Origin of the sequence: Novosphingobium naphthalenivorans NBRC 102051, from assembly GCF_001590985.1 — a bacterium.
In the GTDB taxonomy this organism is placed as follows: domain Bacteria; phylum Pseudomonadota; class Alphaproteobacteria; order Sphingomonadales; family Sphingomonadaceae; genus Novosphingobium; species Novosphingobium naphthalenivorans.
The window spans coordinates 1-22,605 of record NZ_BCTX01000057.1 but is presented as its reverse complement, the minus strand read 5'-3'; the positions used below and the strand labels follow the sequence as shown (position 1 = coordinate 22,605).

General features: G+C 63.4%; 23 protein-coding genes and 1 pseudogene. 11 read left to right on the top strand and 13 right to left on the bottom strand.

The annotated features are described in order from the left end of the window. The first annotated feature begins 156 nt into the window (after positions 1-156). The 6 genes from NN5_RS17195 to NN5_RS25925 all read left to right on the top strand — a co-directional run bounded on the left by NN5_RS17195 (position 157) and on the right by NN5_RS25925 (position 7,417). Entirely contained in the window at positions 157-738 is a 582-nt protein-coding gene (locus tag NN5_RS17195; RefSeq protein ID WP_067736080.1) for an RNA polymerase sigma factor, read from the top strand. Between the two features lie 28 nt (positions 739-766). Next, complete coding sequence (locus tag NN5_RS17190; protein WP_067736077.1) at positions 767-1,741, top strand: FecR family protein; 975 nt, start codon at positions 767-769, stop codon at positions 1,739-1,741. Between the two features lie 127 nt (positions 1,742-1,868). After that, positions 1,869-4,412 carry a TonB-dependent receptor gene (locus NN5_RS17185; protein WP_067736074.1) on the top strand — a complete coding sequence of 848 codons (2,544 nt, stop codon included), beginning with the start codon at positions 1,869-1,871 and terminating at the stop codon, positions 4,410-4,412. Between the two features lie 113 nt (positions 4,413-4,525). Next, a complete protein-coding gene (locus NN5_RS17180; RefSeq protein ID WP_067736071.1) occupies positions 4,526-6,535 on the top strand; it encodes an Atxe2 family lasso peptide isopeptidase in 2,010 nt (669 codons plus the stop codon). Between the two features lie 107 nt (positions 6,536-6,642). Beyond that, on the top strand, positions 6,643-7,263 hold the full coding sequence (locus NN5_RS17175) for a type IV toxin-antitoxin system AbiEi family antitoxin domain-containing protein (RefSeq protein WP_067736068.1): 621 nt from the start codon (positions 6,643-6,645) through the stop codon (positions 7,261-7,263). Then, positions 7,256-7,417, top strand: a complete 162-nt coding sequence (locus NN5_RS25925; RefSeq protein ID WP_157081189.1) for a hypothetical protein — start codon at positions 7,256-7,258, stop codon at positions 7,415-7,417. Before NN5_RS17175 ends, NN5_RS25925 begins: the two co-directional genes overlap by 8 nt. A gap of 388 nt (positions 7,418-7,805) precedes the next feature. Here the strand turns inward: NN5_RS25925 and NN5_RS17170 are convergent, their stop codons facing one another. From NN5_RS17170 to groES, 4 genes are all read right to left on the bottom strand, one after another. Next, positions 7,806-8,282 carry an Hsp20 family protein gene (locus NN5_RS17170; RefSeq protein WP_174523909.1) on the bottom strand — a complete coding sequence of 159 codons (477 nt, stop codon included), beginning with the start codon at positions 8,280-8,282 and terminating at the stop codon, positions 7,806-7,808. A gap of 247 nt (positions 8,283-8,529) precedes the next feature. Next, complete coding sequence (locus NN5_RS17165) at positions 8,530-8,721, bottom strand: YdcH family protein (protein WP_067736065.1); 192 nt, start codon at positions 8,719-8,721, stop codon at positions 8,530-8,532. A 157-nt stretch (positions 8,722-8,878) separates the two neighbouring features. Then, positions 8,879-10,498, bottom strand: a complete 1,620-nt coding sequence (groL, locus tag NN5_RS17160) for a chaperonin GroEL (RefSeq protein WP_066760612.1) — start codon at positions 10,496-10,498, stop codon at positions 8,879-8,881. Positions 10,499-10,550: 52 nt separating this feature from the next. Beyond that, positions 10,551-10,865 (bottom strand): co-chaperone GroES, encoded by a 315-nt coding sequence (gene groES, locus NN5_RS17155; protein WP_066760610.1) that lies wholly within the window; start codon positions 10,863-10,865, stop codon positions 10,551-10,553. Between the two features lie 263 nt (positions 10,866-11,128). Here groES and NN5_RS17150 point away from each other — a divergent pair, with 263 nt between their 5' ends. Both NN5_RS17150 and NN5_RS17145 read left to right on the top strand, forming a co-directional pair. Continuing rightward, positions 11,129-11,362: a hypothetical protein gene (locus tag NN5_RS17150; RefSeq protein WP_067736062.1), complete on the top strand. Its 234-nt coding sequence runs from the start codon at positions 11,129-11,131 to the stop codon at positions 11,360-11,362. Further along, positions 11,359-11,628 (top strand): usg protein, encoded by a 270-nt coding sequence (locus NN5_RS17145; RefSeq protein WP_067736059.1) that lies wholly within the window; start codon positions 11,359-11,361, stop codon positions 11,626-11,628. The genes NN5_RS17150 and NN5_RS17145 overlap by 4 nt, the downstream gene beginning before the upstream one ends. A gap of 354 nt (positions 11,629-11,982) precedes the next feature. Here NN5_RS17145 and NN5_RS17140 read toward each other — a convergent pair whose 3' ends face one another. From NN5_RS17140 to NN5_RS17115, 7 genes are all read right to left on the bottom strand, one after another. Next, positions 11,983-13,719, bottom strand: a complete 1,737-nt coding sequence (locus tag NN5_RS17140) for an asparagine synthase-related protein (RefSeq protein ID WP_084385016.1) — start codon at positions 13,717-13,719, stop codon at positions 11,983-11,985. Positions 13,720-13,748: 29 nt separating this feature from the next. After that, on the bottom strand, positions 13,749-14,414 hold the full coding sequence (locus tag NN5_RS17135; RefSeq protein WP_067736053.1) for a lasso peptide biosynthesis B2 protein: 666 nt from the start codon (positions 14,412-14,414) through the stop codon (positions 13,749-13,751). A 101-nt stretch (positions 14,415-14,515) separates the two neighbouring features. After that, on the bottom strand, positions 14,516-14,635 hold the full coding sequence (locus tag NN5_RS25920; RefSeq protein WP_157081188.1) for a benenodin family lasso peptide: 120 nt from the start codon (positions 14,633-14,635) through the stop codon (positions 14,516-14,518). A gap of 97 nt (positions 14,636-14,732) precedes the next feature. After that, positions 14,733-15,353: a GntR family transcriptional regulator gene (locus NN5_RS17130; RefSeq protein WP_067736050.1), complete on the bottom strand. Its 621-nt coding sequence runs from the start codon at positions 15,351-15,353 to the stop codon at positions 14,733-14,735. A 32-nt stretch (positions 15,354-15,385) separates the two neighbouring features. Continuing rightward, positions 15,386-16,264 (bottom strand): phytanoyl-CoA dioxygenase family protein, encoded by an 879-nt coding sequence (locus NN5_RS17125; protein WP_067736047.1) that lies wholly within the window; start codon positions 16,262-16,264, stop codon positions 15,386-15,388. Further along, complete coding sequence (locus NN5_RS17120; protein ID WP_067736044.1) at positions 16,254-16,859, bottom strand: acyl-homoserine-lactone synthase; 606 nt, start codon at positions 16,857-16,859, stop codon at positions 16,254-16,256. Before NN5_RS17120 ends, NN5_RS17125 begins: the two co-directional genes overlap by 11 nt. Positions 16,860-16,912: 53 nt before the next feature. Then, entirely contained in the window at positions 16,913-17,686 is a 774-nt protein-coding gene (locus NN5_RS17115) for a LuxR family transcriptional regulator (protein WP_067736041.1), read from the bottom strand. Positions 17,687-17,976: 290 nt separating this feature from the next. Between NN5_RS17115 and NN5_RS27330 the strand changes: the two are divergent. Continuing rightward, positions 17,977-18,030, top strand: a pseudogene (locus tag NN5_RS27330) (hypothetical protein); the annotation flags it as partial. Between the two features lie 25 nt (positions 18,031-18,055). Next, positions 18,056-18,676, top strand: coding sequence for a DUF2285 domain-containing protein (locus NN5_RS17110; RefSeq protein ID WP_067736038.1), 621 nt, complete (start codon positions 18,056-18,058; stop codon positions 18,674-18,676). 173 nt (positions 18,677-18,849) lie between these two features. Here the strand turns inward: NN5_RS17110 and NN5_RS17105 are convergent, their stop codons facing one another. Together NN5_RS17105 and NN5_RS26965 are read right to left on the bottom strand one after the other, a co-directional pair. Further along, complete coding sequence (locus NN5_RS17105; protein WP_067736035.1) at positions 18,850-20,178, bottom strand: type II toxin-antitoxin system HipA family toxin; 1,329 nt, start codon at positions 20,176-20,178, stop codon at positions 18,850-18,852. Beyond that, complete coding sequence (locus NN5_RS26965; RefSeq protein WP_084385014.1) at positions 20,178-20,819, bottom strand: helix-turn-helix domain-containing protein; 642 nt, start codon at positions 20,817-20,819, stop codon at positions 20,178-20,180. Before NN5_RS26965 ends, NN5_RS17105 begins: the two co-directional genes overlap by 1 nt. An 860-nt stretch (positions 20,820-21,679) precedes the next feature. Here NN5_RS26965 and NN5_RS17095 point away from each other — a divergent pair. Next, a partial coding sequence (locus NN5_RS17095) for an ArdC family protein (RefSeq protein WP_084385013.1) occupies positions 21,680-22,605 on the top strand: 926 nt, incomplete at its 3' end.

The window sequence follows — 22,605 nt, the reverse complement described above, 5'->3', positions numbered from 1 at the left end:
TGGCTAAAGGCGATGGCACAGGTTCCGGGACCACTGGCTTGATCCGGCCCAGCCGGACTGCCTTTCTGCCGGAGATGTGCCCATGCTTGTGGGCTTGCTGGCCGCGCCCTGCGTGCGCGGTCCGACCGCTGGTGGTTCGACCTGCGAGGCGCGCGCATGCGCCTGAAAATCGATCAATCCGATGCGGGGCTGCCCCGGCTTGCCGAGGACGATCCGCTTCCACCTGAAGATCGCCGGAAGAGCCGTCGATCGGACTGGCTGGACGACCTCTATCGCAAGCATCGCGGCCGCCTGATGCGGTTCGCGCGCAGGCATGTCCCGGCTGAGCATGCGTCCGACATCGTCCAGCAGATATTCCTGCGCCTAGCAGGGCAGGGTGATCGTCAGTCATGCGATATCGAGAAGCCCGATGCGTTCCTGAGGCAGGCAGCGCGAAACCTGATCAGGGACGAGGCGCGTGCGTCCCACCGGAAATCGGCGGGGCTTCACGTGTGTGCCGACGATGTGCCGCTTGCCGGTCATGACCCCGTTGCTGCGCTCGAAGCGCGCGACATGGTCCATCGGCTGGAACAGGCCGTAGCGCGCCTGGAGCCGCGGACCCGGGAGATCTTCCTTGCCCATCGTATCGATGGCCTGAGCTACCGCGAGATCGCCGCGCACACGGGGCTGAGCATCAAGACCGTTGAAAAGCACATGAGCCGCGCCATCGCTTTCGTTGCAAGACAAGTCGAAGCGTGACGATGGATTGTGGCATGATGGTCCAGACATGACCATGGAACAGGAAGCCGCCGACTGGTTCGCAAGGATGCGAGGGCCCGATGGGCAAGCCGTGCGCGCGCAATTCGACGCGTGGTATGCCGAGCCAGAACACGCGCAGGCTTACGATCGTCTTGTCCGAACCTGGGAGCAGACAAAATTCCTTGCCAGCACCAGGACGGCGAAAGCCAGGAATCTCGACCTGGCGAGCAGTGGCTGGCGCTCGAACCGGCGCGCGCTGGCTGTTGCGGCTCTTTGTGCCTTTTTCGCTGTGCCGCTTGCTGTCCTGGCCGTCAGTCGGGCGGGCTTTCTCGCGGGACCGGAACATGGCGCTCCTTCCGCCCAAAGCGCCGAGGCGGCCGTCGGTGAGGCGCCGCGCATTGTGCCGCTCGAGGATGGATCACGGGTCACGCTCGATCGCGGGGCACGTCTGGAATTTGCCTTTACCGCAACCGAGAGACGATTGCGGCTGCTTTCCGGGCGAGCCCGGTTCGAAGTCGCACATGACAGCGCCAGGCCTTTCATGGTCGATGCCGGTACCGGGCGCGTCATTGCACACGGGACAGTGTTCGATGTCGCGCTCGAAAACGGGCGCGTGCGCGTGGGGCTGGTCAGGGGCTCGATCGAGGTTCGCGACAAGGCCGCAGGCCGTCCGCCGGCCGTTCGCTTCCTGCGCGCCGGAGAGAAAGTGTCGATACAAGCCGGTACGATCTCACCGCCGCAAGCCATCGTCGCGTCGGATCTTGAGTGGACCAGTGACATGATCACGTTCGATCGCATGGACTTGCAGAAGGCCGTCGCCGCATTCAACCGGACCAGCAACCGGCCCATCAGAATCTCCCCAGGCCTTTCCGATCAATACCTCGTGACCGGCTCCTTCAGGCGGGACGACAGCCAGGGGTTCGCGCGCAGTCTTGCGGTGACTTTCGATCTGGATGTTGTGGAGGCACCAGGCGGGGGGCTCCTTCTCGCGCCTCATCCCTGAGGGCACCGTTCGGCGGCATTCCAGTCTTGTCAAAAATGGGGCGAAAAAAATCGTAGGGTGATTTGCGGCATCGGCGTCTCGCCAGGTGAAGGGCTCGTTCAAGCAGCCCGGCTCGGAGGAGAAACCGATGCGTTGCCACACTCTGTTTACCTGTAGTCTTGCCGTCGCCACCTGTCTGACCAGTACGTCCCTTCTGGCTCAGCAGGGCGATCGGCAAGGCGTCCATCTGCCCCAGCAGGCGCTCGGTGTCTCTCTCCAGCAAATCGCACGGCTCTTCGGTCGCAACGTAAGTGCCAATTCGGAAGTGATCGCTGGCAAGGCGGCAAATCCTGTCGATGGAGACCTGACATTCGAGCAGGCCCTGTCCGTCCTGATCGAAGGAACAGGCCTAGAGGTGGTCCCTGCCGGTTCGGGCGCAGTTGTACGCCGGAAGGCGCAAAGTGACGCCGGCGATGGTGAAATCCTGGTAACCGGATCCCGCATTCGCGGCGCGCCGGTCGCATCGACGCAAGTCTCTGTCGGTCGCGAAACCATGAAGGATGCAGGACAATCGTCGGTGGCCGACGCCATGCGTGCCGTTCCGCAAAACTTCGGCGGCGGTCAAAATCCGGGGGTGGGCGCCAACGTACCAAGCGACAAGGGCGCGGACCTCGCGGGCGGTTCCTCGATCAACCTGCGGGGCCTTGGCAGCGATGCCACCCTGACGCTGCTGGACGGCCGGCGGCTCAGCTACAATGGCGCGCTGCAAAGCGTCGATGTCTCGGCAATACCATTCGGTGCCATCGACCGTATCGAGATCGTCCCTGACGGCGGCTCGGCTCTGTTTGGCTCTGATGCCGTGGCAGGCATCGTGAATATACGTCTGCGCCGCGATTTCGACGGGCTCGAGACTTCGGCGCGTCTTGCCGGATCAACCGATGGGGGCAACTTCCAGCAACAATACGATGCAACGCTGGGAAAGGCGTGGTCGTCCGGAAGCATAATGGCCGCCTATGAGTTCGCCCGAAACACGCCGATTACCGCGGACCAGCGCTCCTATGCGAAGGACCGCTCTCCGGGCGTTACCCTCTATCCCTATCTGCGCCATCACAACGCTGCCCTGACGTTCCGGCAGGACGTCGCCCCGAACCTCACGTTCGATCTCGTCGGGCTCTACAACCGGCGATGGCAATCCCGCACCCTGCCGCTCAATGAGGCAGGAGACCTCGATGTCAGCCGCGTCGACAGCTTCGGCCGGGTGAAGTCCTGGTCCGTAGCGCCAACCATGACGCTATTGCTTCCAGCTAGCTGGCAAGTCTCGCTGGCGGGAAGCTATGGCTGGAACAAGGTCTTCTATGGCGGTTCCTACGTCTACGGGGCGGCATCCTACGACGCCGGGTCGGGCACGTACCGCAACGCGACAGCTAACGTGGAACTATCGGGCAACGGAAACCTGATTGCACTGCCGGGCGGGGATGCGAAGCTGGCCGTAGGGGCAGGGTTCCGGCGCAATCTCTTCCGGCGGGTTTCCACGCGCGGCGCCAGCCAGCATATCGACGAGACGCAGGACAGCTATTACGCCTTCGGCGAATTGAGCGTTCCGGTTTTCGGAAGCGCACAAGGTTCCCCCCTTGGCGAGAGCCTCGATCTCAGCCTGGCCGGGCGGTACGAGCGCTATCCCGGAATTGCCTCGGTGCTCACCCCCAAGCTGGGGGCGATCTATGCGCCAAGCCCCGACGTCTCGATCAAGGCCAGTTGGGGGCGCTCGTTTCGTGCTCCGACGCTATATGAACAGTACACGCCAGCGACGGCCTATCTCACTGCTGCATCCTCGTTCGGTGGGAGCAGTGCGAACGGCGAGACCGCGATCCTGCTTCAGGGCGGCAACAGCGACCTGAAGCCTGAAAAGTCCACGAACTGGTCGGCGTCGCTGGACATCCACCCCCGCAGCCTTGCGGGCGGGCGCCTCGAGATCAGTTATTTCAACATCCATTACCGAGACCGGATCGTCACGCCGATCCCGTTCACCAGCCAGGCTCTCACCGATCCGCTTTACGCGGATCGCATCACGACTGATCCCGACATGGCAACGCAGGATGTCGTGATCGCCCGTGCCGCAACCTTCACCAACCTGAGCGGTGGAGCCTACGATCCTGCAAAAGTGAGCGCGATCGTCGACAACACGAGCGTCAATGCCGGACGCCAGAGCGCGCATGGCGTCGATGTGCTGGGGCAATACAGCTTTGCCGTTCCCGAAGGATCGATCACCACCTCGCTCAATGCCAGCTATATCGACAGCGAGCAGCAGATCGGCCCAGGACAACCGGTAACGCAACTGGCGGGCATTCTCTTCAATCCGCCACATTGGCGTGGCCGCGGCGAATTGAGCTGGGCCAATCACGGGCTGACAGTGACCAGCGCCGTCAACTACATCGGTCCGGTCCGCGACACGCGGGGGGGCTCCACCGTCAGGATCGACGGGATGGCCCCTGTCGATCTGACGATCCGCTATCAGACCAAACCCGATGGGGGGATGCTGGGTGGTCTCGAGCTCATTGCCTCGGCGCAGAACCTGTTCAACGACAAGCCCAGCACAATCGCGACGCCGCTCTATATCGACACGCCCTACGACAGTACGAACTATTCACCGTTCGGGCGCGTGCTAAGCCTGACGGTGTCCAAGACATGGTGAGGCCGTTTCTTGCTGCCGCCATTCTTGCAACATTGGGGCCTCTGAGCCCACCCGCGCAGGCAGCGTGCGAGGATCTCCTGCCAGGGAAGGCCGATTTGGGGCCGCATGCGCGGATGACGGCTTTGGATCTCGCAAGGATGCGGGACATTGGTTATCCGGATGTGATCGACGGTCCGACCAGTCCATTCGCCCTTTCCCCTGATGGGCGCACGCTGGCCTTTGTGATCAGCAGGGGGGACCCGGCAACCAACACGATTTGCTCCGCGCTGGTGACGGTGCCATTGGATGTCCGGGCGGGGGGCCGGATCCTCGATCGAGGCGGGCGATTACCCATCTTCACCGGAAACTTCCGGGGCCTGTTCGTCACGACCGGTTTTCCCGAACAGATCGAGCCGGAATGGTCGCCGGATGGGCGCTGGATTGCCTATCGCAAGCGCGTGAATGGCCTGGTGCAGGTCGTGCGCGTGAGAGCCGATGGCGGCGGAACCGAGGTCGTGACGCATTCTGGCGTGGACATCGACGAGTTTGCCTGGTCGGCCAGCGGCGACAAAATCGTCTACCTGGCCCGGACCGGTGCCGTGACGGCGAAGCGGGAGATCGACAGGGAAGGGGAGTCGGGCTGGCGCTTCGATGCCAGTGTCCTGCCCCACCAGTCGTGGGAGCCGCAGCCCTGGGTGAAGGACATCCCGAAAATCAGCTACACCGTCGATCTGGCGAGCGGAGAGACGCGCAAATCGACCGAGGCGGAAAAGGCGCTTGTCGTCCCGCCAAGTCCGGCCGGTTATGGATATGAATCCGTTGCCATATCGCCTGCAGGGGCGAAGGCCTGGACCGAACGGGTGAATGGCAACCCGATGTCGGACCAGCAGATCTGGGCCTCGAGGGCCAATGATGCCCGTGCCCGGTGTGATCATGCAGCCTGCCGTGGCCATATCGCGCGCCTCTTTTGGGAGGCCGATGGCCATTCGCTGCTCTTCCTGGCGCACGAGGGATGGGACCATGAAGAGACGGCACTCTATCGCTGGTCCCCACGAACCGGCGCTCTGGCTAAGATACTCAGGACCCTCGATGCACTCACCGGGTGCATCTTTTCCGGCCAGGAACTCATTTGCGGACGGGAAAATGCAACCACGCCTAGGCGGGTCGTAGCAATCGATGCCGCATCAGGGCGCAGCCGTGTTCTCTTCGATCCCAATCCCGGCTTTGCACGGTTCGATCTCGGCAAGGTCCAGCGTCTGCATTTTGCCAACGACCGGAGATTGCCGGCCTGGGGCGATCTTATCCTGCCACCTGGCTATGACGGCAAACACCGCCTGCCACTGATCGTGACCCTCTATCACAGCCGGGGCTTTCTTCGCGGCGGTGTCGGTGATGAGTACCCGATCTATCCGCTCGCAGCCCAGGGGTTCGCTGTCCTGAGCATCGAGCGGCCGCCCTATGTCGGTGCTGACGACCCGGCGCTGACGAGCTTCGAGCAATTGCTGACGGGAGCCCATCGCGACTGGGCGGAACGGCGCAGCATTCTCTCCGCGGTCCTCAAGGGTGTAGACAAGGCTATCGAAACCGGTTCGATCGATCCGGCGCGCATAGGGATCACCGGCCTAAGTGACGGTGCGTCGACCGTCGAGTTCGCGCTGGTCAATTCGAACCGGTTCGCCGCGGCCGCCATGAGCAGCTGCTGCGACGACCTGCTCAGTTCAATGGTCCTTGGCGGCCTTGCCTGGGGCAACAAGAATCGGCGTCTCGGACTGCCGCCATCGGTCGATGACGATCGTGACTACTGGCGGCCGATATCGCTTTCGATCAATGCGCGACGCATCGATACGCCCTTGCTCATGCAACTGGCCGATCGCGAGGCCTTGATGGCCTTGCCTGCGATCGGGGCACTGACAGAAGCCGGTAAGCCCGTCGAGATGTACGTCTATCCAGACGAATACCACAACAAGTGGCAGCCCGTTCACCGGCTCGCCGTGTATGACCGGAATATCGACTGGTTCGATTTCTGGCTGCGCGAACATGAGGATCCCGCTCCCGGCAAGCGATCGCAATATGCACGCTGGGAAGAACTGCGTGACGGGAGGGCGGCAGAGCGCCACAATAGCGGCGAAGATGGGGCGGGCTAGTCAGGATCTGCTCCTCTCGTACACCGCTAGGAAACAGATTGGCGGAACGTGGGATAGTGTGTTACAAAACCTATAATTAAAATTATTTTTGTCATTGGTTTTGTAACATGGCCGTCGAGGCGATCAGTCAACGCGAACAGCTCCGCAGCCTCGTGGCAGGCCACTCAATCCTGCGCGCGCAGGAGCTGCGCAATCACGGAATTGCCGGAACGACCATCCAGCGTGCGCTTGCCGATGGCGATCTCGTCCGCGTTGGCCGTGGCCTTTACCAGGATCCCAATGCCGAGATCGACAGCAATCTTGCCCTTGCCGAGATCACCAAGCGCATTCCCAAAGGCGTGATTTCGATGGTCTCGGCCCTGGCATGGCATGGGCTGACCGACCAGATGCCGCGAAAGACCTGGGTGGCTATCGGCACGAGCGACTGGTCTCCGGTCCCGGGTTATCCGCCGGTGCGCATCGTACGCTTCGCCGACAAGTATCTTGCGCAGGGTATCGAGCACCACAGGATTTCGGGGGTCGATGTGCCGATCTATTCCGTGTCCAAGACGCTTGCGGACCTGTTTCGCAACGGTCGTCTTGTCGACCGGTCGATTGCCATTGAAGGACTGCGATCGGCGCTGGAGCAGCAAAGGGCGCGTCCGGCCGAAATAGCGGATGCGGCACGGGCTGGCGGCGCCTGGCGGATCATGCGCCCCTATCTAGAAGCGCTGACATTCAATGGCTGACGGACCGAAGAACATTGCCGCCTCCATCAAAGCGCGCCTGCTCAATCTGGCGCGCGAAGAGGGGCGCACGTTAGACATACTGCTCGTGCGCTTTGCACTCGAGCGCCTTCTGCTGCGACTGTCGAAATCCGAATATCGCGCCGCTATGTGCTGAAAGACGGAATGCTCGTCACCCAGCGCTCGACCATGACAACCGTCATACCCGCGATATCGACTTCCTCGGCTTTGGGTCTGACCGCGAAGAAGCGATAAAGGCAATCTTCGACCAGACCCGGTCGTTCCCATCAACCATCATGAAGGACCGTTCACGCCAAAACCTGCCGTTGGTGTGGCTCTCAGCACCCGGACAGAAGCCGCGAACATCTCGGCCATACACTCGCTCAAATGAAGCCGCCGGAAGCTGCCGCTTATTCATTGCTGAGCCAAAGACGATAGCCATCTCGACATTCCTCCTATTTACGGACTGGTTTGGGCAAAGCTTCGTCAAGCGGGGCAGGTGCGATTGCACCCACCCCGCCGAGGATTTGCCCGATGATTGGGGCTTAGGCCGCCTTGTCTTCAGTCAGCTGCGGTGTGTCGTCGTTGACATGCTCGCGGCTTCCGATGGCGATCTTGCGCGGCTTGAGCGATTCAGGGACGATCCGCTGGAGCGAGATCGTCAACATGCCGTGCTCATAATCCGCATCGCGCACTTCGACATAGTCGGCCAGCTGGAACCGCCGCTCGAACGCGCGGGCAGCGATACCGCGGTGAACGAATTCAACACCGTCTTCGTCCTTCTCGGTCTTCTGACCGGAGATGACGAGCTGGTTCTGCTGTGCAGTGATGTCGATTTCGTCCGGACGGAAGCCGGCAACCGCCAGAGTGATCCGGTAGCTGTCCTCGCCGGTGCGAACGATGTCGAAGGGTGGGTAGCCATCCTGCGTCTCGGCGCGGAAGCTGTTCTCGAGCGCATCGAAGAGCCGATCGAAACCGACCGTCGAGCGGCGATAGGGGGTCAAATCAAATGCAGTTCTCATTTCCAAATCCTCCTTGTTGAGCAATCTGGGCGTGAGAGGCGCCGGGAACCAAGAGCCGACGCCCTCTGTCCAACCGGACCCGTTATGGCATCCGGCATTGATAAAATTATGAAACGCGCAATTGGTTTCAAGACCTATTAAAAATTTTTATGGGTTTTTTTCAGTGCCTTGCAAGAGAAGACCAGGCGCACCGATGGAGGTGCGCCTGGCCTTCTTCCAGGAGACAATTTGATAGGATCAAGTCCGTTTACGCGGTCAGCCGATCGCTGCTCGCGTGACTGGAAGCCCAGTTTTGCATCTGGTCCTTGACCGCCAGTTTGAGCTTCTTCAGCCGGGCAATCAGAACTTCGTCAGGCCGGGGTCGTTTGCTTTCCAGCCGGATTTCATCCTCCAGCCGTGCATGTTCGCGTGAAAGATACTCCAGATACCTGTCGGCCATAGACTCCTCCTCTCTCATTCGACCGATTGATCCGTTAAGCCCCGTTCAGAACCTGCCCGGTGTCAGGCCGCGTGAGCAGGTGCCGAACTGGCATTGCTAACTGCCTGGTGTTCGCGGATTGGAGAGCGCGGTGCGATACCCCGCTCTCCTCTCGCGATTAAAAGTCCATCGCCGGCATCGGTGCTGGCGTGTCTTCCTTCGGCAGCTCAGCCACCAGAGCCTCGGTGGTGATCAGCAGCGAGGCAACCGAAGCCGCATCCTGCAACGCCGTGCGTACGACCTTTGCCGGATCGATGACGCCTGACTTCACAAGGTCTTCGTATTCGCCGGTCGCGGCGTTGAAGCCGTGGTTGTAATCGTCGCCTTCGAGCAGCTTGCCGACGATATAGGCACCGTCCTCGCCTGCGTTCTCGGCGATCTGGCGAGCCGGTGCTCGCAGCGCGCGGCGCACGATGTCGATACCCGACTGCTGGTCGTCATTGGCGGCCTTGAGCCCTTCGAGCGACTTAAGCGCCCGGAGCAGAGCGATACCGCCGCCCGGCAGAATGCCTTCTTCAACGGCAGCGCGCGTTGCATGCAGCGCGTCGTCGACGCGGTCCTTACGCTCCTTGACCTCGACTTCGGTCGCACCGCCGACGCGGATGACGGCGACGCCGCCAGCCAGCTTGGCCACGCGTTCTTGAAGCTTTTCACGGTCGTAGTCGCTGGTCGTGGTCTCGATCTGGGCACGGATCTGGCTGACACGGGCGTCGATGTCGGCCTTGTTACCGGCACCATCGACGATGGTGGTGTTGTCCTTGTCGATGATGACCTTCTTGGCCCGGCCGAGCATGCCGATCGTGACATTTTCCAGCTTGGTGCCGAGTTCCTCGCTGACCACATTGCCGGCGGTGAGGATGGCAATATCCTCCAGCATGGCCTTGCGGCGATCGCCGAAGCCGGGTGCCTTGACCGCCGCGACCTTGAGGCCGCCGCGCAGCTTGTTGACCACCAGGGTAGCCAGGGCTTCGCCTTCGACATCCTCCGCGATGATCAGCAACGGCTTGCCCGACTGCACGACCTGTTCGAGCAGCGGGATCAGCGCCTGCAGGTTCGACAGCTTCTTCTCATGGATGAGGATGTAGGGATCCTCGAGTTCCACCTTCAGCTTTTCGGCGTTGGTCACGAAGTAGGGCGAGAGATAGCCGCGATCGAACTGCATGCCCTCGACCGTTTCGAGCTCGGTTTCGAGGCTCTTGGCTTCCTCGACCGTGATCACGCCTTCGTTGCCGACTTTGTCCATGGCTTCGGCAAGGATGCGACCGACGGTTTCGTCGCCATTGGCGGAAATGGTCGCGACCTGTGCGATTTCACTGTTGGCGGACACCTTCTTGGCATGGCTTTCGAGGTCCTTGACCACGGTGCCGACGGCGAGGTCGATACCGCGCTTCAGGTCCATCGGGTTCATGCCGGCAGCAACCGCCTTGGCACCTTCGCGCACTATGGCTTGGGCCAGAACGGTGGCGGTGGTCGTGCCGTCACCCGCCTTGTCGTTCTGCTTGCTGGCGACTTCGCGCAGCATCTGTGCGCCCATGTTTTCGAACTTGTCCTTGAGTTCGATTTCCTTGGCGACAGTGACGCCATCCTTGGTGATACGAGGGGCACCGAAGCTCTTCTCGATCACCACGTTGCGGCCCTTGGGGCCGAGAGTTACCTTAACCGCATTTGCAAGCGTATCCACGCCGCGGAGCATGCGATCACGCGCATCCGACGCAAACTTTACTTCTTTCGCAGCCATCTGGCCTGCTCCTTTCTCTTCTTTCGATTGAACCGAAGATCGGGTTGGTTGCTTACGCCGCCTTTTTGAGCTCGGCGGCAGTTTCGATGATGCCGAGGATGTCGCTCTCCTTCATGATGAGCAGGTCCTCGCCGTCGATCCGCACTTCGGTGCCAGACCACTTGCCGAACAGGATGCGGTCGCCCGCCTTGACGGCGAGTTCCACCAGCTTCCCGGCATCGTCACGCGCCCCCGGGCCAACGGCGACGACTTCGCCTTCCATCGGCTTTTCCTTGGCGGTGTCAGGGATGATAATGCCGCCGGCCGTCTTTTCTTCGGCCTCGATACGGCGAACCAGCACGCGATCGTGCAAAGGTCGGAAATGCATGCATAACCTCCATTACAAAGCGAAATGACTTACAGCGCCTCCCCCGGATGATCGGCAGGAGGCATTTCGCGATCTAGTTTTGCTGGAAACGGCTTCAAGAGGTCCAAATCAAATTTTTTGGCACTCGCCGATTGCGACTGCCAATGGGCGCTTTCCGGAGGCCTTATCAGGGTCTTGACGGTCTGAAATCGACTCACAAAATATCCCGAGCGGAGCAATCCGCGGTGAGTGATAAGCGGCAAGGCAGAAAGGAGGATGTTCCCATGTCGCAACCATTCGCACGCTACCTGCATCCCTTCGATGTAGCGCATCATCCCGCGCTTGAGCCCGAAGTGAAGCGAGCCATCCTGGCTTCCTGGGCATCTGATCGGCATGCCGTCGAAAACCAACCTGCGATGCGCCAGCCCCCCGAACTCAAAGGTCCGGTTTGCGTTGACGACGTATTCGCGGCGCTGCGCTCGCTCGACGGCCCGGACAGCCAGCCCACGCTGCAATGACCGATCGCGCTTTTCTGGTTCAGCTGGACGGATATGGGCTTACCACGGCAGAAATCTGCTATTTCATGCCGGATCACCCCTCGCTCTTGCAGGTCTATGCCTGGCAGGAATACGACGCAGCACCGGATTTTCCGGTACTGTTCGACTTCCTCGCGCATTGGCGGCGCGAGATCGAAGCGGAGATCAGGTCAGTCCGAATCGCCCATGAGAAAGTGATCCGGCCAGCGAGCTGGCGTTTGGCGGACGGCGTGATCTCGTGGGAGTAGCAGAGCCGGGTGATTGAGCTTGCAGACCCGTATTCATGCTAGTCGCAGTCATACCGCCCTGCGTGGCCCGAGGTCAAATGTCGGCTTCTGGCAGGAGCCGACCTTCATCCTACGGCATAGGAAAGGCAGAAAAGTCCCAGATCTAGCCATAGCGCCGGACCGCTGCTCCGGCGCTAGGCTGTTCGCATGGAAGATCGCGCCGACAGCGATGGTAGCCTTGTTGGCCCGCCGGGGCCGTTTCCATTTTCCAATGATGTCCCCGGCAGCTGGCTTGTTCTGCCGGGCCGGTTGATCACTGCCAATGGCAATAGGCAAGGGCACCGGCCGTTTGATTGTATGGATTGCTTTGGCCGCTCATGCCGAAGCTCGACCGGACACGGCAGCAGCAGCAACTCCTCGCGCCCAGCTTTCCGTGTCAAAAAGGCGCATGAGACGCCGGTAGTCCGTGCCGCGCGCCGGACGCGGATCGTCGAGCGCTTCGAGAACAAGGGCCGGCTCGATTACACCGGCCCCCTGCAGCAGGCCGCCTGCAAGATATTCCCGGATGAGCGCGCGATTGTGATCGAGCAGCGCAATCAGGAAGCTGTCCGGCGCTCCCTTGTCGCGGCGCCATGCGATCTGGGCGGGCAGGCGATCGGCATAGGCCATTCGGGCGGCGGCCCGGTTGCAGCCGCGTGCGAGCCAAAGCCAGCTCGGGATCGAAAGGCAGTGCTCGATGAGAGGCTGCGACAACAGGGGCGACAGGCTCGCGGTCTTGGTGCCGTGGGGGCCATCCTCGATATAACCCTGTGCCGCGGCCAGGAGGGCGATGTGCGCGCCGCGACCCGGAAGCCGGACAGGGTTGCGCATGAGCCAGGGATGACGCGCTGCCTGCATTGCATGCGCCTTGGCATCCTGGGTCAGAAAACGCAGGTCGAGTGGCCAGAGCGGCGCGCGGGAGGCAGCACAGGCGCGCCGCAAGGCACGCCAGGCTACTGTCCACCGGGATGCCGACGCCAGTTCGCCCATGTCGTCGCACACCTGCCAGAAGTGGCCCGATCCGCCAGCGGCGAGAAGGCAATCGGCCGCCGGTGCCGCCGATTGCAGCGAACAGAAGACGTTGTCGCCGCCGCCGCCATCGAGCACGCCATCGCATCCCAGCTCGGCAGCGAGGTCCCGAGCGATGCCATGGACGTGTTGCTCGAAACTTCGCGCCGAGGGGCGGGGGAGGCCAGTGGCGGCAAGACGTGCGATGTCGACGCCGGCGGGCTCCAGCTTTCGCTCGACAATCTCTTGCCCGAGGTGCGCCGCGACCGCGCGGGCTTCATCGCGTTCGTCGCCGATGCGATCTGCCGTCGCGAACGTCAGGCAGGCAAAGCGGCGCCCGAATATCCCGAGGGAGGCTGCAAGGATCGAGGAATCGAGGCCGCCCGACAGCATCAGCAGCGGCTTTTCCAGCCGGCTTGTCCTTGCCGCGATGCAGGCATTCGTGTGGCGGCGCAGTCCTTCGCATGCCTCTTCCTCGTCATCGATGCGGCGGGTGGAGGTGGTGAATGTCCAGGGCGACCAGAGGCTGTCGATCTGCGCCCTGCCGTTCGCGAGGGTCATGCGCCCGCCTCCGCGCAATTCCGCTATGCCTGCAAGGCAGGTCTCCCTGGTGCGCAAGTCGCCGGCAATCAGCTGGCGGGCAACGGCATCGTAGTCGATCGAGAGGGGATGGAGGCCGGCATGGCGCAGCGCGGCGATGTCCGAACCCGCGATCAGCCCGGTGTCCAGTGTTGCATGGAGGCAGGGAAGGTTGCCGAACGGCCCGCGCAGGAGGGCAAAGCCATCGGCGGTGCGCCAGATGGCGATGTAATCGCCCCAGAATGCCTCGATAAGGCGCTCTCCACCGGAACTAACAATGGTGGCCGCGCCTTGCGGTGTCAGGGCCGTGACTTCGTGGCGGCTTCCAGCCGCGAACAGGTGGCCGATCACGAAGCCATGCTCCGCAATGGGCAATGCCTGCGTGCCGGGCGCCGCCGCAAGAAAGCAGTCGGGCGAACTGGCAAGGGCAACAAAACCCGCTTCGCGCGAACGGCTCTCCAGCATCTCCCTTGATGCCTGCGGCATGCCCAAACCGGCAAGGAAACGGGACGCGGTCACAGGACGAGGATCGGCGTGAAGAGCCGGGCAAGAGATAGCCTCTCGTTCACCAGGGTCTCGCCGTGCTGGACCCAGGCATGGGCCTTGAAGGGGGCAAGGCGCACGCCCAGCACGAGATCGACCGGAATCCCGGCCCGGGCAAGCCGTATCGCCAGGGCCAGCGAAGCGGGCAGGCATCGTTCATGGAAGCTGTAAAGGCGCATGGAAGCGCGCAGGGCAGAGGCCGCCGCCATGAGAGGGGCGGTGGAAGGCGCCTGGCATCCGGGATCCCCGGTGGCACGCGCCTTTGCAGTCTCGAACCGGGCCAGTGAAGCGGCAAGGCCGCGCACGCGCAGTTCGCAAGAGGCGCGTGCGAGAGATGCCAGCATCATTGCCACATCGCCGGCCCTTGCCCTTTGTCTCTCTTCCTCGAGCAGGCTTTGCTTGCATGTGTCCGGTGCACGGCAGGGGGCGATCGAGGCGACCGCCGCCTCGGTGAACAGGCCGCTCCGCTCAGCGAATTGGCGGTCGCCCTCTTCGCTTGGGTCCTCGTGCCAGATGCGCCTGAAGGCGGTTTCGGCCGGCGGTGCCAGGCAGAAATAGCGGTCTGTGGGAAGGTCGAGGAAAATGAGGCGGCCTTCTGCCTCGCAAAAGGATAGGCCTGCGCGAAGGGCATAGGCCATGACCCGTGCCTCCAGATAGTGTCGGGGGAGTGCCGGAGCGAAAATGCGGGAGAAATGCGCGGCCGCAAGGACCGCGCATTCCCGTTTCAGTCGTCCGGCGGTCAGTCGTCGGAGAGACCGGCCAGAACCTGGCCGATGGCGAAGTCCTCGACCGGCCCGGCCGGTCCCTTGGTCTCGACGCTGGCAGTGCCCAGGTCGATCAGGTCGTCTTCACGTTCCATGACGTACTCCTCGGTTGTATCGCCGCAGGATTGCGGCACGAGGAATCGTAGGTCCGGCGCCCGGCTATCCGAACTTTATAACCCGCAAATAGCCCGATTATTGACCCGGGCGCTGTGGCGGGTGGTAAAGCAGGCGCACGACTTCGGGAACCGCGCGGAGACGCCGGCGATGATAGCCGCGCACCAGCCGCCTGAGATCGCTGAGCGTCCCCGAGCCCAAGGCTTCATGCATGCGCGCGATTTCGGCGTTGGAACTATCGAAGACACGGTATTCCGCAGCGCGCGCCGCAGAAAGCCTGTCGCTGGCCGCAGCGATCTGGATGCCGTGCTCGAAATTTCCCGACAGGGCGCCGATCCGCTCGAACAGGGACCTGTCCGGCTCGGAGGGATTGGACGACGGTTCGATGTGCGCCGCTTCGGGATCGGTCGTGGGCCTGCGCGCCCTGATGGCGGCAAACAGGACTTCCTCGTTCCACCGGTAGCGATCGCGCAAGCCCGCTTCGGTGACGAGCGGCAGGTTGAAGCCGCTGCTGGTGCGCGCCTCGACAAGGCGCTCGCCGACGAGGCGATGCAAGGCATCGCGGACAGGGGTGACACTGCTCGCGAGGCCTTCGGCGAGCCTTGCCGGTTCGAGATGTTCGCCAGGCGGCACTGCCCCCGACAGCAGTAGCGCCTTGAGCGCGTCGTAAACCCGCCCGGCGGTTGTTCCGGCGTTCATGGGCTCATGGTCCGCCGCTCATTGGCCATGGGTCATCTGCCGGCGCGCTGGCTTTCGACGAAGGCTGCGACCATATCCTCCTGATCGGGGCGCAAGGCATCCCTGGCTCCGGTCGGTATGAAGTCCTGGCCGGTCAGCAGGCGCGAGGGACATTCGCCTTCGTAGTTGCCGAGGTTCGGGCGGTGCTGGCGGTATCCGACGAGGCCGGCCAGTTCGCTGGAGAAATGGCGTGCAATTTTCGGCGGGTAGGCCAGCCACTGGTTCTCGTAGGGCTTGAGCCAGCCAAGGCAATAGCTGACGATCATGCCCTTGCGGACCTGCCCGGTGCGGTTGCCTCCGGCGCCGTGCAGCGTCGATCCCAGGAAAAGCAGGGCATCGCCGGGTACCATTTCCACGGCGAGGGGATCCGCCTGTGGATCGGCGACAAGCGCGCGCCGCCCGTGGCTGCCGGGCCAGACAAGGGTGGCTCCGTTGTCCCGGGTATAGGGCGTGAAAGGCCACATGACGTTGACGAGGTATTCGACTTCGCCTGTCACGCCGCGCCACATGTCCTGGTCGCGGTGCGGGAGCTGCGGCAAGGCACCGGGATGCAGCGCAAGCCCCTGGGTCAGGTTGAGCTGGACGCTGTCGCACCAGGGGGTGAGCACTTCTTCCGCGGCGGCGAGGATGTCCCGGTGGCGCACGAACTGTTCGGTTCGCGCCGACCGGCGCAAGAGACTCCCGAAACGCCGGGTCCGCTCGCCGTAGAAGCCGCCGCTGCAGAAGGGCGTTTCCTCGAAGGCGCGGTCGAGATCCTGCTCGAGGCGCCGAACTTCGCCGGCATCGATGGCGCCGCGCACGAGGCAATAGCCCATTTCCTTCAAGGCCGCGGCGATCGAATGCTCGAGCGGGGCTTGCGGTTCACAGGACATGGCAGGTCTCCGCGGCATTGTTGACGAGGCCCTGGCGTTCGAGGCGCGAAGGCGTGTCTTCGTCGATCTCGATGATGAGGGCTCCAAGGCGCGAGCCGCCAATGGTTCTCGGCTCGCCCAGGAGCCGGCAGCGCCACCCGAAGGCGAGGATCTGCTCGAGCCAGCCTGTTTCGGCAACGCCTGTGTAACAGGTGATGCCGTTGTCGAGCGCATGGCGGGCAAGGGCATGGACAAGTGCATCGCGTACGATCCGGCGATCGCTGGCGCGTAGACCACGGTCGAGGCAGAAGCGGGTGATCTCGGCGATGCCGGCTGCGCGCGGGATGTCTTCGTCGCACAGCGTGGGGAACAAGGTGTCCAGGATATGCGGGGTGCAGGTCGCGAGCAGCCGTGCTGACGCGCGGTGCTCTCCATCTTGGCCCGCCAGCATGAGGTATGCCGCCTGCGGCGTATCGAAGCGGTCGATCTCGTAGCGACCATTCGTGACCGGCAGGTCCCACTTGAGCAAATCGATGAAGACCCGCTTTCGCGCCGCGAACATGTTGGAAAGGAGCGTGTGCCGGGTGTCCGGCGCGGCCATGGCCTGGTGAAGCATCGCGAACCTCCTTGAAAAGGTTCACGAACCTGACTCTGGCGGCTGTCAAACGCCTATCCCGGAAAAGGGGGATACCGGCGCTCGATGATCTCGGCAAAGCTGATCGTCCCGTCCAACAGCGCATGGATCAAGAGCGATGTCCGCTTCTGCACTCCGTACCGCCTGCAGGCTTCCCTGATATGCTGCGCGACGGTCTCCTCGCTGATCCCGAGGATGCGGCTGGTCTCCCAGTCGGTCTTTCCCCGCGCGGCCCAGATCAGGCAATCGCGCTGCCGCTGGGTGAGTACGGGTATCAGCGGGTGCCGGTTCCTGGCGCCAACAAGGCTCAACCTCCTTGCCCCTTCGAAGGCAAGCGCGCCGGCAAGCTGCGCGATCGCGAGCGTATGGCTGGGAAAGTCCCGGTCCGTCCCGATCGCGAACGAACAGGACCCGTGAACTTCGCCCGGAACGTTGGCCGGGACGGTATAGCCATTGCCCAGGCCATGCTCAGCAGCAAGCGAGAGGATCCGCCGGTCATTCCCGGTAAGGATGATCATCTTGGGCACATCGTGCCAGGTGAAACCGAAATTCGTGCGCTGGCTGGCACGGTGGACCGGGTCGGCGCCGCCAAGGCCATGGCCGTCGAAGAATTCGACCCAGGCGTCCGGGTAGTTGTGGATGCGGATCGCGCCGGGCGGCGGATTTTTCCAGTCGATGTGATGCGTCAGCGCGTAGTAGTCGTATCCCATGCGCCGGGTGATGTCGGTGAGGATCATGGCCAGGTCGGCCACGCATGTGGCTCCTGCCACGGCCAGCGCGAACCTGTCGAATACCTTGCGAACGCCCATTGCAAACGCCGGCTCCGCGCGGTGTCTCAAGCCACCCGAATACGCGAAGCCGTCCTTTTCAAAAAGGCGCGAACCCGCTTCCGGTCCCCATACCGGAATAGAGCCACTGGTGAACGGTGCCGCCATGGTATGAAATTTCACCGCGCAATCAATGGTATTTTATGTCCCTGGCATGACAGTGGCGTGCACGGGATGCTCGCGGCCTTGTGAGCGTTTGGCGGCTTCGCCCGGGTTCGTGGCGGGAGCGCCGCGGTTATGACGCCCTCGCCGGTATCGACCGGGCCGGGCTGATGTGGGAATGGCTCCGGCGCGATGCCGGCTATGTCGAATGGCACGTGCGCGCGAGCACCGCGACGCGCGGAGCAGGCCTTGACGACCTCGCTTCCTGGGGGCTTCACTTTCGCCGAGGATCCGGCAAAGGCGGCACCGGATGCGCGGCTGATCTGGCGTGCCGATCTCGATCCCGGCACGCTTGCCGTCACGGCCGTGCCTGCCGAAGCGCGCGATCCCGATGCCATCGATCCTGCCACGCTGGCACCCTGGCTGACCCTTGTGACCGGGACCGATGGCCGTGAACATGCGGTCCTGAGCGACGGACTTCGCCATATCCGTCTGGACGTCGTTTCCGGGACGCTGGGGGATGGACCGGTTATCCTGGGCTATTGCCTTTCAGGGACTGTTTCTGCGGCACCGAAGATCCTGCCGCTGCGGCGGCTGATCGCCCTTGCCGGTGAAAGGCGCTTCCTGTCCTCGCTGTTCCCCGCCGATCCGCGCGTGGCGCGCTGGATCGAGGCGCTTCGCGTCCACGACGCCCTGACCGAAGGCGCCAGCCAGCGCGAGATTGCGCAGGTTCTCTATGGCGCCGAACGGGTCGCTTCCGACTGGCATGACGGGTCGGATTTCCTGCGCTCGCGGGTGCGCAGGCTGGCTGCCGAAGCGCGCCGGCTGGCGAAAGGCGGATACCGGTTTCTGATGCGGGGGGAGGGCTGACGGGGAATTTGCAGCGTTTATCCCATAAGTTTGGGTTTGCCGGAATTGTGGGATAATTTGTGGCACGCACAAAGCGCGATTGAAGAGACTGTATCCGCTGAAGCTGTGGTGCCCGGTCCCACGAGGTGGTCTTGCTGTCCTTGCTGCAGCGAGTGCTGCAAAGATGCCGTATCCTAGCTGAGCGCCCAGCCCCCGCCTCTCACAATGTGGGCGTCGCGTTCGCGCAGCTCGAGGCCCAGTTCGAGAATGGCATTGAGGTGGGCTTCCCGCTCACCGGCAAGGTTGTCGAGTGCTCGCATCTCCTGCGGAAAACGGGCGGAATGCTCTTCGATCGCCTCGATCATTTGCCGGGCAGCGCGTTCGAGGAGCGTACGCGCACCGGACCGGGGAATGCCGATGGCCTCGCAGAAGTGAAGAAGATCCTCGCGGCGAATGTCTTCCGGAACGTGCGCCTCGCCGATCCTGAAAGCCAGCTCGTCGGTGTAGCCGGCAACGACCTGGACCGGAACGAGATCGTAGAAGGGGGCTAGCACAGGAGCCCGCCCCGGCAGGTGGAACAGGGCATGGTTCTTGGCATGGTTGTCGTTGTTGCCGACCAGCAGATCGAACAGCGTGATCTCGAGAAAGCGCTGGCGGGCCATGGCCGGACGGTCCGTCTCGGCCAGAATTCGCGCTATGGCCGCGGCATCGAACCGCCTGCCTTCCTGCCCGCGCCGTTCGTATTTGAGCGTTGCGGGGAGCCCGAGGGCCTGGGCAAAATCTTCCTGATGCAGCCGATAGACGTCGCTTCCATCAACCTTGCGGTCGAAACGGTGGATCAGCAGAACTTCCTGGCCATCCACGTCGCTTGCCGTGCATTTGCCGACATCGAGGCCGCACTGTGCCGCGAGCCTCGTTACGAAGGCTTCATGACGGGATTCGTGGCGATGGCCGGGATCGGGTATCTTGAGGATATGGGTGGTCGGCGCGCCGCTTCCCGGCTTCGGCAGCCCAAAGCGATTGCCGGGGAGCTCAGCCAGCGAGATCTTGCGCCGGTAGCCGGCGACCGGTGACGGATCACGCATGTCCTCGGGTAGCGGACGGCCCTCGGCAAGCCTTTGCACAAGGTCCCGGAAGGTCTCGTCGTCGAGTGCGTCGTAGTCCTCGGCAAGGTTGCCGGGACGCTTGACCGGCGGATGTCCCTGGGGCAGCACGCTGACCGCACCGGCGCAATCCGAGCCGACATGGGCGAGCAGGCCGGCAATGTCGCCGCGATCGAGGCCTTCGCGGGCCATGACGCGTTCGAGCTGGTCGTTCTCCTGGAGCAGGTTACCGAACCAGGCCCGGGTTACTGCGTCTCCGAACGGTTCTCCGGTCAGCGGCAGGGACAGCGACAGCGCGTGATTGTCCGCCTGGCCGAGCCAGTCGGCCGTATAGACGAAGCCCATGGCGCCATCGTCACCGGCGGCGAGGTGACCGATCGGCAGGGCGGAAGATTCCAGCCAGACGTCAAGCAGGCGCATCAGGACCCGCGTGTTCTTGCCAGAAGATCGATACCGGCAGCCAGGGCGCAGGCCATGACCTTGTCGAATTCGAGGCTGGGCTTGCCGCTTTCCAGTTCGGACAGGAAACGCCGGCCGACGCCGGCATGGGCGGCGAATTCCGACTGGTTCATCTTCATCGCCTTGCGGGCCTTGCGCACCATCGGCCCGAGGTCGGCCGTGCCTTTGACCGTAACTGTCGGTGTGGCCGAACGGGCAGTGGGGCGTGTCCTCGCTCCCGGTCCTGACACGACGGAGCTCCCGCCCATACCGGCTTCGCGCGAATAGGCTTCCAGGAGATCCGTTGCAGTTTGCGTTGCACTGGCGGGTATGGTGCGTGCCAGTGTGTCCTTGATCGAACTTCCATGCAGGTCGGATATGGCCCGGGCCAGTTCGTCCTGCTCTGTCCGGGTTGCATGCTTCAGCAACGAGGCCGGGGACTGGCGTTGTTGTTCGACAAGCTCGTCGACCACGCTGCGCGGCATTCCCGCCGCGCGCGAGATGCCGGCCATGTCGAGCGCTTTTGCAAGGCTTCGCGAACCGTGAAGCGCTTCGAACTCGCGGTCCTGCGCGCGCATCTGGCGAAGCAGGCGTTCCGTCGCGGATTCTCGTGGCAGTTCCATTTTGCACCCTTTCGGGATCAAAGTTAGCGTATCGGAGGGCGGAAGTCAATTTTTGATCCCGAACGGGGTCGTAAATTCGATTCCGGCAAGCAATTTTCCATTATGCTCCTGATCGGGAGCAAAAATGCGCCATGGCAGCATGGAAGGCGACAAATATTCCCGAACGGGTGCAAATATGCCGGTTTGTCACGCTGCCAGCAAGTCAAGGTAAGCGGTCTTCTGTGCGTTCCGCGGGACATCGTGTGATCCGGAATTGCCGATTCCGGGAGGTGAAGCCTGGACAGATGGAAAAGGGAGCAATTCGCGTCAGCCTTCCGGGAGCGGCCCGTTGTCTACCGCACCCTTTCTCCCTGAGACATTCCGATCGTCATTTCGCAGAGAAGTCGCGGCCTGAAGTGCGGGTATCGCACAGTTCCGGCGCCTCGCGCCCCGACGGCGCGACCGCGCTCTAGGCCCCGGCGGCGGACGGGACGTCCATGCCGCCTGGCGCCCCGGGCTCGTCTGCGCCGATCCCGGCCATTCGGTAACGATCGCATGGCGCGAAAGGACGGACGCGGATTGTGCGTCCGCAGAAGCGGTCGCCCGCGCATGGCGCGCGGGCGGCGCTGTTTGTGGGCCTCTCCCGGTCAAGCGCGGGTGGGCCCGCTCCCGTCTAGGCCCGCCCGCGCCGCAGGCAAGCCGGGCTGCAGCCCGGCTCCTCCACTGCCGTTCCGGTCCTGCGCCACCCCGCCCGTGTGCGGGCGGGGACCCCGGCTTGGATGCCAGCGCCGCCACTGCGGCGGGCCTGTCCGTCCGCTTGCCGCCCACCCCCGCTTTTTGCGGGGAGGCATGGCAGGTTTGGTAAGGACAGGAGGCAGGCGATGCGCTGCAATTCGAAGGCCGGGAGCAAGGCTCGCGCGGTTGGTGCGGGCGGGAATGGCGAGGATTTTGGGGAGAAGGACAACAGCAACGGTGCCGGTGGCACTGTACCCGGCAGGGGCGAGGCGCGGTGCGGGCGGGCGAAGGGCCGGGCGAGGGGGAGCAGGAAGGGGACGGGGCAGACTTTCCGGCGCGGGGCTGCGGGGGCATCGCGGGGCGATCTCTACGAAGAGGTAACCGCCGCGATCATCCGCCAGCTGGAACAGGGGCGCGTGCCGTGGGTGCAGCCATGGGCGGACAGTGTCGCCAGTGCGTGCAGCGGGGCGCCGGTCCCCGGCCTGCCGCGCAATGCGCTGACCGGGCGGGCCTATTCGGGCGTCAATGTCCTCATCCTGTGGGGCGCGGTCTTCGAGCATGGCTGGCCTTCGCAAGGATGGCTCACATTCCGGCAGGCGCTGGAGGCTGGCGGCAACGTGCGCAAGGGTGAGCACGGGACATGCGTGGTCTATGCCGATCGCTTCGTGCCGCAAGCCGAGAAGCAGCGCGCCAGCGAAACCGGCGAGGATGCGAGGGCCGTTCCTTTCCTCAAGCGCTTTACCGTCTTCAATGTCGCGCAGTGCGAAGGGCTTCCTGCGGGGTTCGCGCCCGAACCGGTGCCGCTGCCCGAACGTGAAGTCGTGCCCGTTGCCGAAGAGCTGATCGCCGCGAGCGGGGTCGATTTTCGCATCGGCGGCGCGCGGGCCTTCTATGTGCCGGGCGAGGATTTCGTGCAGGTCCCGCCGCAACCGGCCTTCCATGATCAGATCAACTATTACCGCACCTGCCTCCACGAGCTGACCCACGCCACCGGGCATGCCTCGCGGCTGGGGCGCCAGCTGCGCAATGCCTTTGGTTCGAAGGACTACGCGCGCGAGGAACTCGTTGCCTT

Bases quoted from the DNA above. Each gene is read 5' to 3' on its own strand.
- NN5_RS17195 (WP_067736080.1), top strand. From the start codon at position 157: ATGCGCCTGAAAATCGATCAATCCGATGCGGGGCTGCCCCGGCTTGCC.
- NN5_RS17190 (WP_067736077.1), top strand. From the start codon at position 767: ATGACCATGGAACAGGAAGCCGCCGACTGGTTCGCAAGGATGCGAGGG.
- NN5_RS17185 (WP_067736074.1), top strand. From the start codon at position 1,869: ATGCGTTGCCACACTCTGTTTACCTGTAGTCTTGCCGTCGCCACCTGT.
- NN5_RS17180 (WP_067736071.1), top strand. From the start codon at position 4,526: ATGACGGCTTTGGATCTCGCAAGGATGCGGGACATTGGTTATCCGGAT.
- NN5_RS17175 (WP_067736068.1), top strand. From the start codon at position 6,643: ATGGCCGTCGAGGCGATCAGTCAACGCGAACAGCTCCGCAGCCTCGTG.
- NN5_RS25925 (WP_157081189.1), top strand. From the start codon at position 7,256: ATGGCTGACGGACCGAAGAACATTGCCGCCTCCATCAAAGCGCGCCTG.
- NN5_RS17170 (WP_174523909.1), bottom strand. From the start codon at position 8,282: ATGAGAACTGCATTTGATTTGACCCCCTATCGCCGCTCGACGGTCGGT.
- NN5_RS17165 (WP_067736065.1), bottom strand. From the start codon at position 8,721: ATGGCCGACAGGTATCTGGAGTATCTTTCACGCGAACATGCACGGCTG.
- groL (WP_066760612.1), bottom strand. From the start codon at position 10,498: ATGGCTGCGAAAGAAGTAAAGTTTGCGTCGGATGCGCGTGATCGCATG.
- groES (WP_066760610.1), bottom strand. From the start codon at position 10,865: ATGCATTTCCGACCTTTGCACGATCGCGTGCTGGTTCGCCGTATCGAG.
- NN5_RS17150 (WP_067736062.1), top strand. From the start codon at position 11,129: ATGTCGCAACCATTCGCACGCTACCTGCATCCCTTCGATGTAGCGCAT.
- NN5_RS17145 (WP_067736059.1), top strand. From the start codon at position 11,359: ATGACCGATCGCGCTTTTCTGGTTCAGCTGGACGGATATGGGCTTACC.
- NN5_RS17140 (WP_084385016.1), bottom strand. From the start codon at position 13,719: ATGCCGCAGGCATCAAGGGAGATGCTGGAGAGCCGTTCGCGCGAAGCG.
- NN5_RS17135 (WP_067736053.1), bottom strand. From the start codon at position 14,414: ATGGCCTATGCCCTTCGCGCAGGCCTATCCTTTTGCGAGGCAGAAGGC.
- NN5_RS25920 (WP_157081188.1), bottom strand. From the start codon at position 14,635: ATGGAACGTGAAGACGACCTGATCGACCTGGGCACTGCCAGCGTCGAG.
- NN5_RS17130 (WP_067736050.1), bottom strand. From the start codon at position 15,353: ATGAACGCCGGAACAACCGCCGGGCGGGTTTACGACGCGCTCAAGGCG.
- NN5_RS17125 (WP_067736047.1), bottom strand. From the start codon at position 16,264: ATGTCCTGTGAACCGCAAGCCCCGCTCGAGCATTCGATCGCCGCGGCC.
- NN5_RS17120 (WP_067736044.1), bottom strand. From the start codon at position 16,859: ATGCTTCACCAGGCCATGGCCGCGCCGGACACCCGGCACACGCTCCTT.
- NN5_RS17115 (WP_067736041.1), bottom strand. From the start codon at position 17,686: ATGGGCGTTCGCAAGGTATTCGACAGGTTCGCGCTGGCCGTGGCAGGA.
- NN5_RS17105 (WP_067736035.1), bottom strand. From the start codon at position 20,178: ATGCGCCTGCTTGACGTCTGGCTGGAATCTTCCGCCCTGCCGATCGGT.
- NN5_RS26965 (WP_084385014.1), bottom strand. From the start codon at position 20,819: ATGGAACTGCCACGAGAATCCGCGACGGAACGCCTGCTTCGCCAGATG.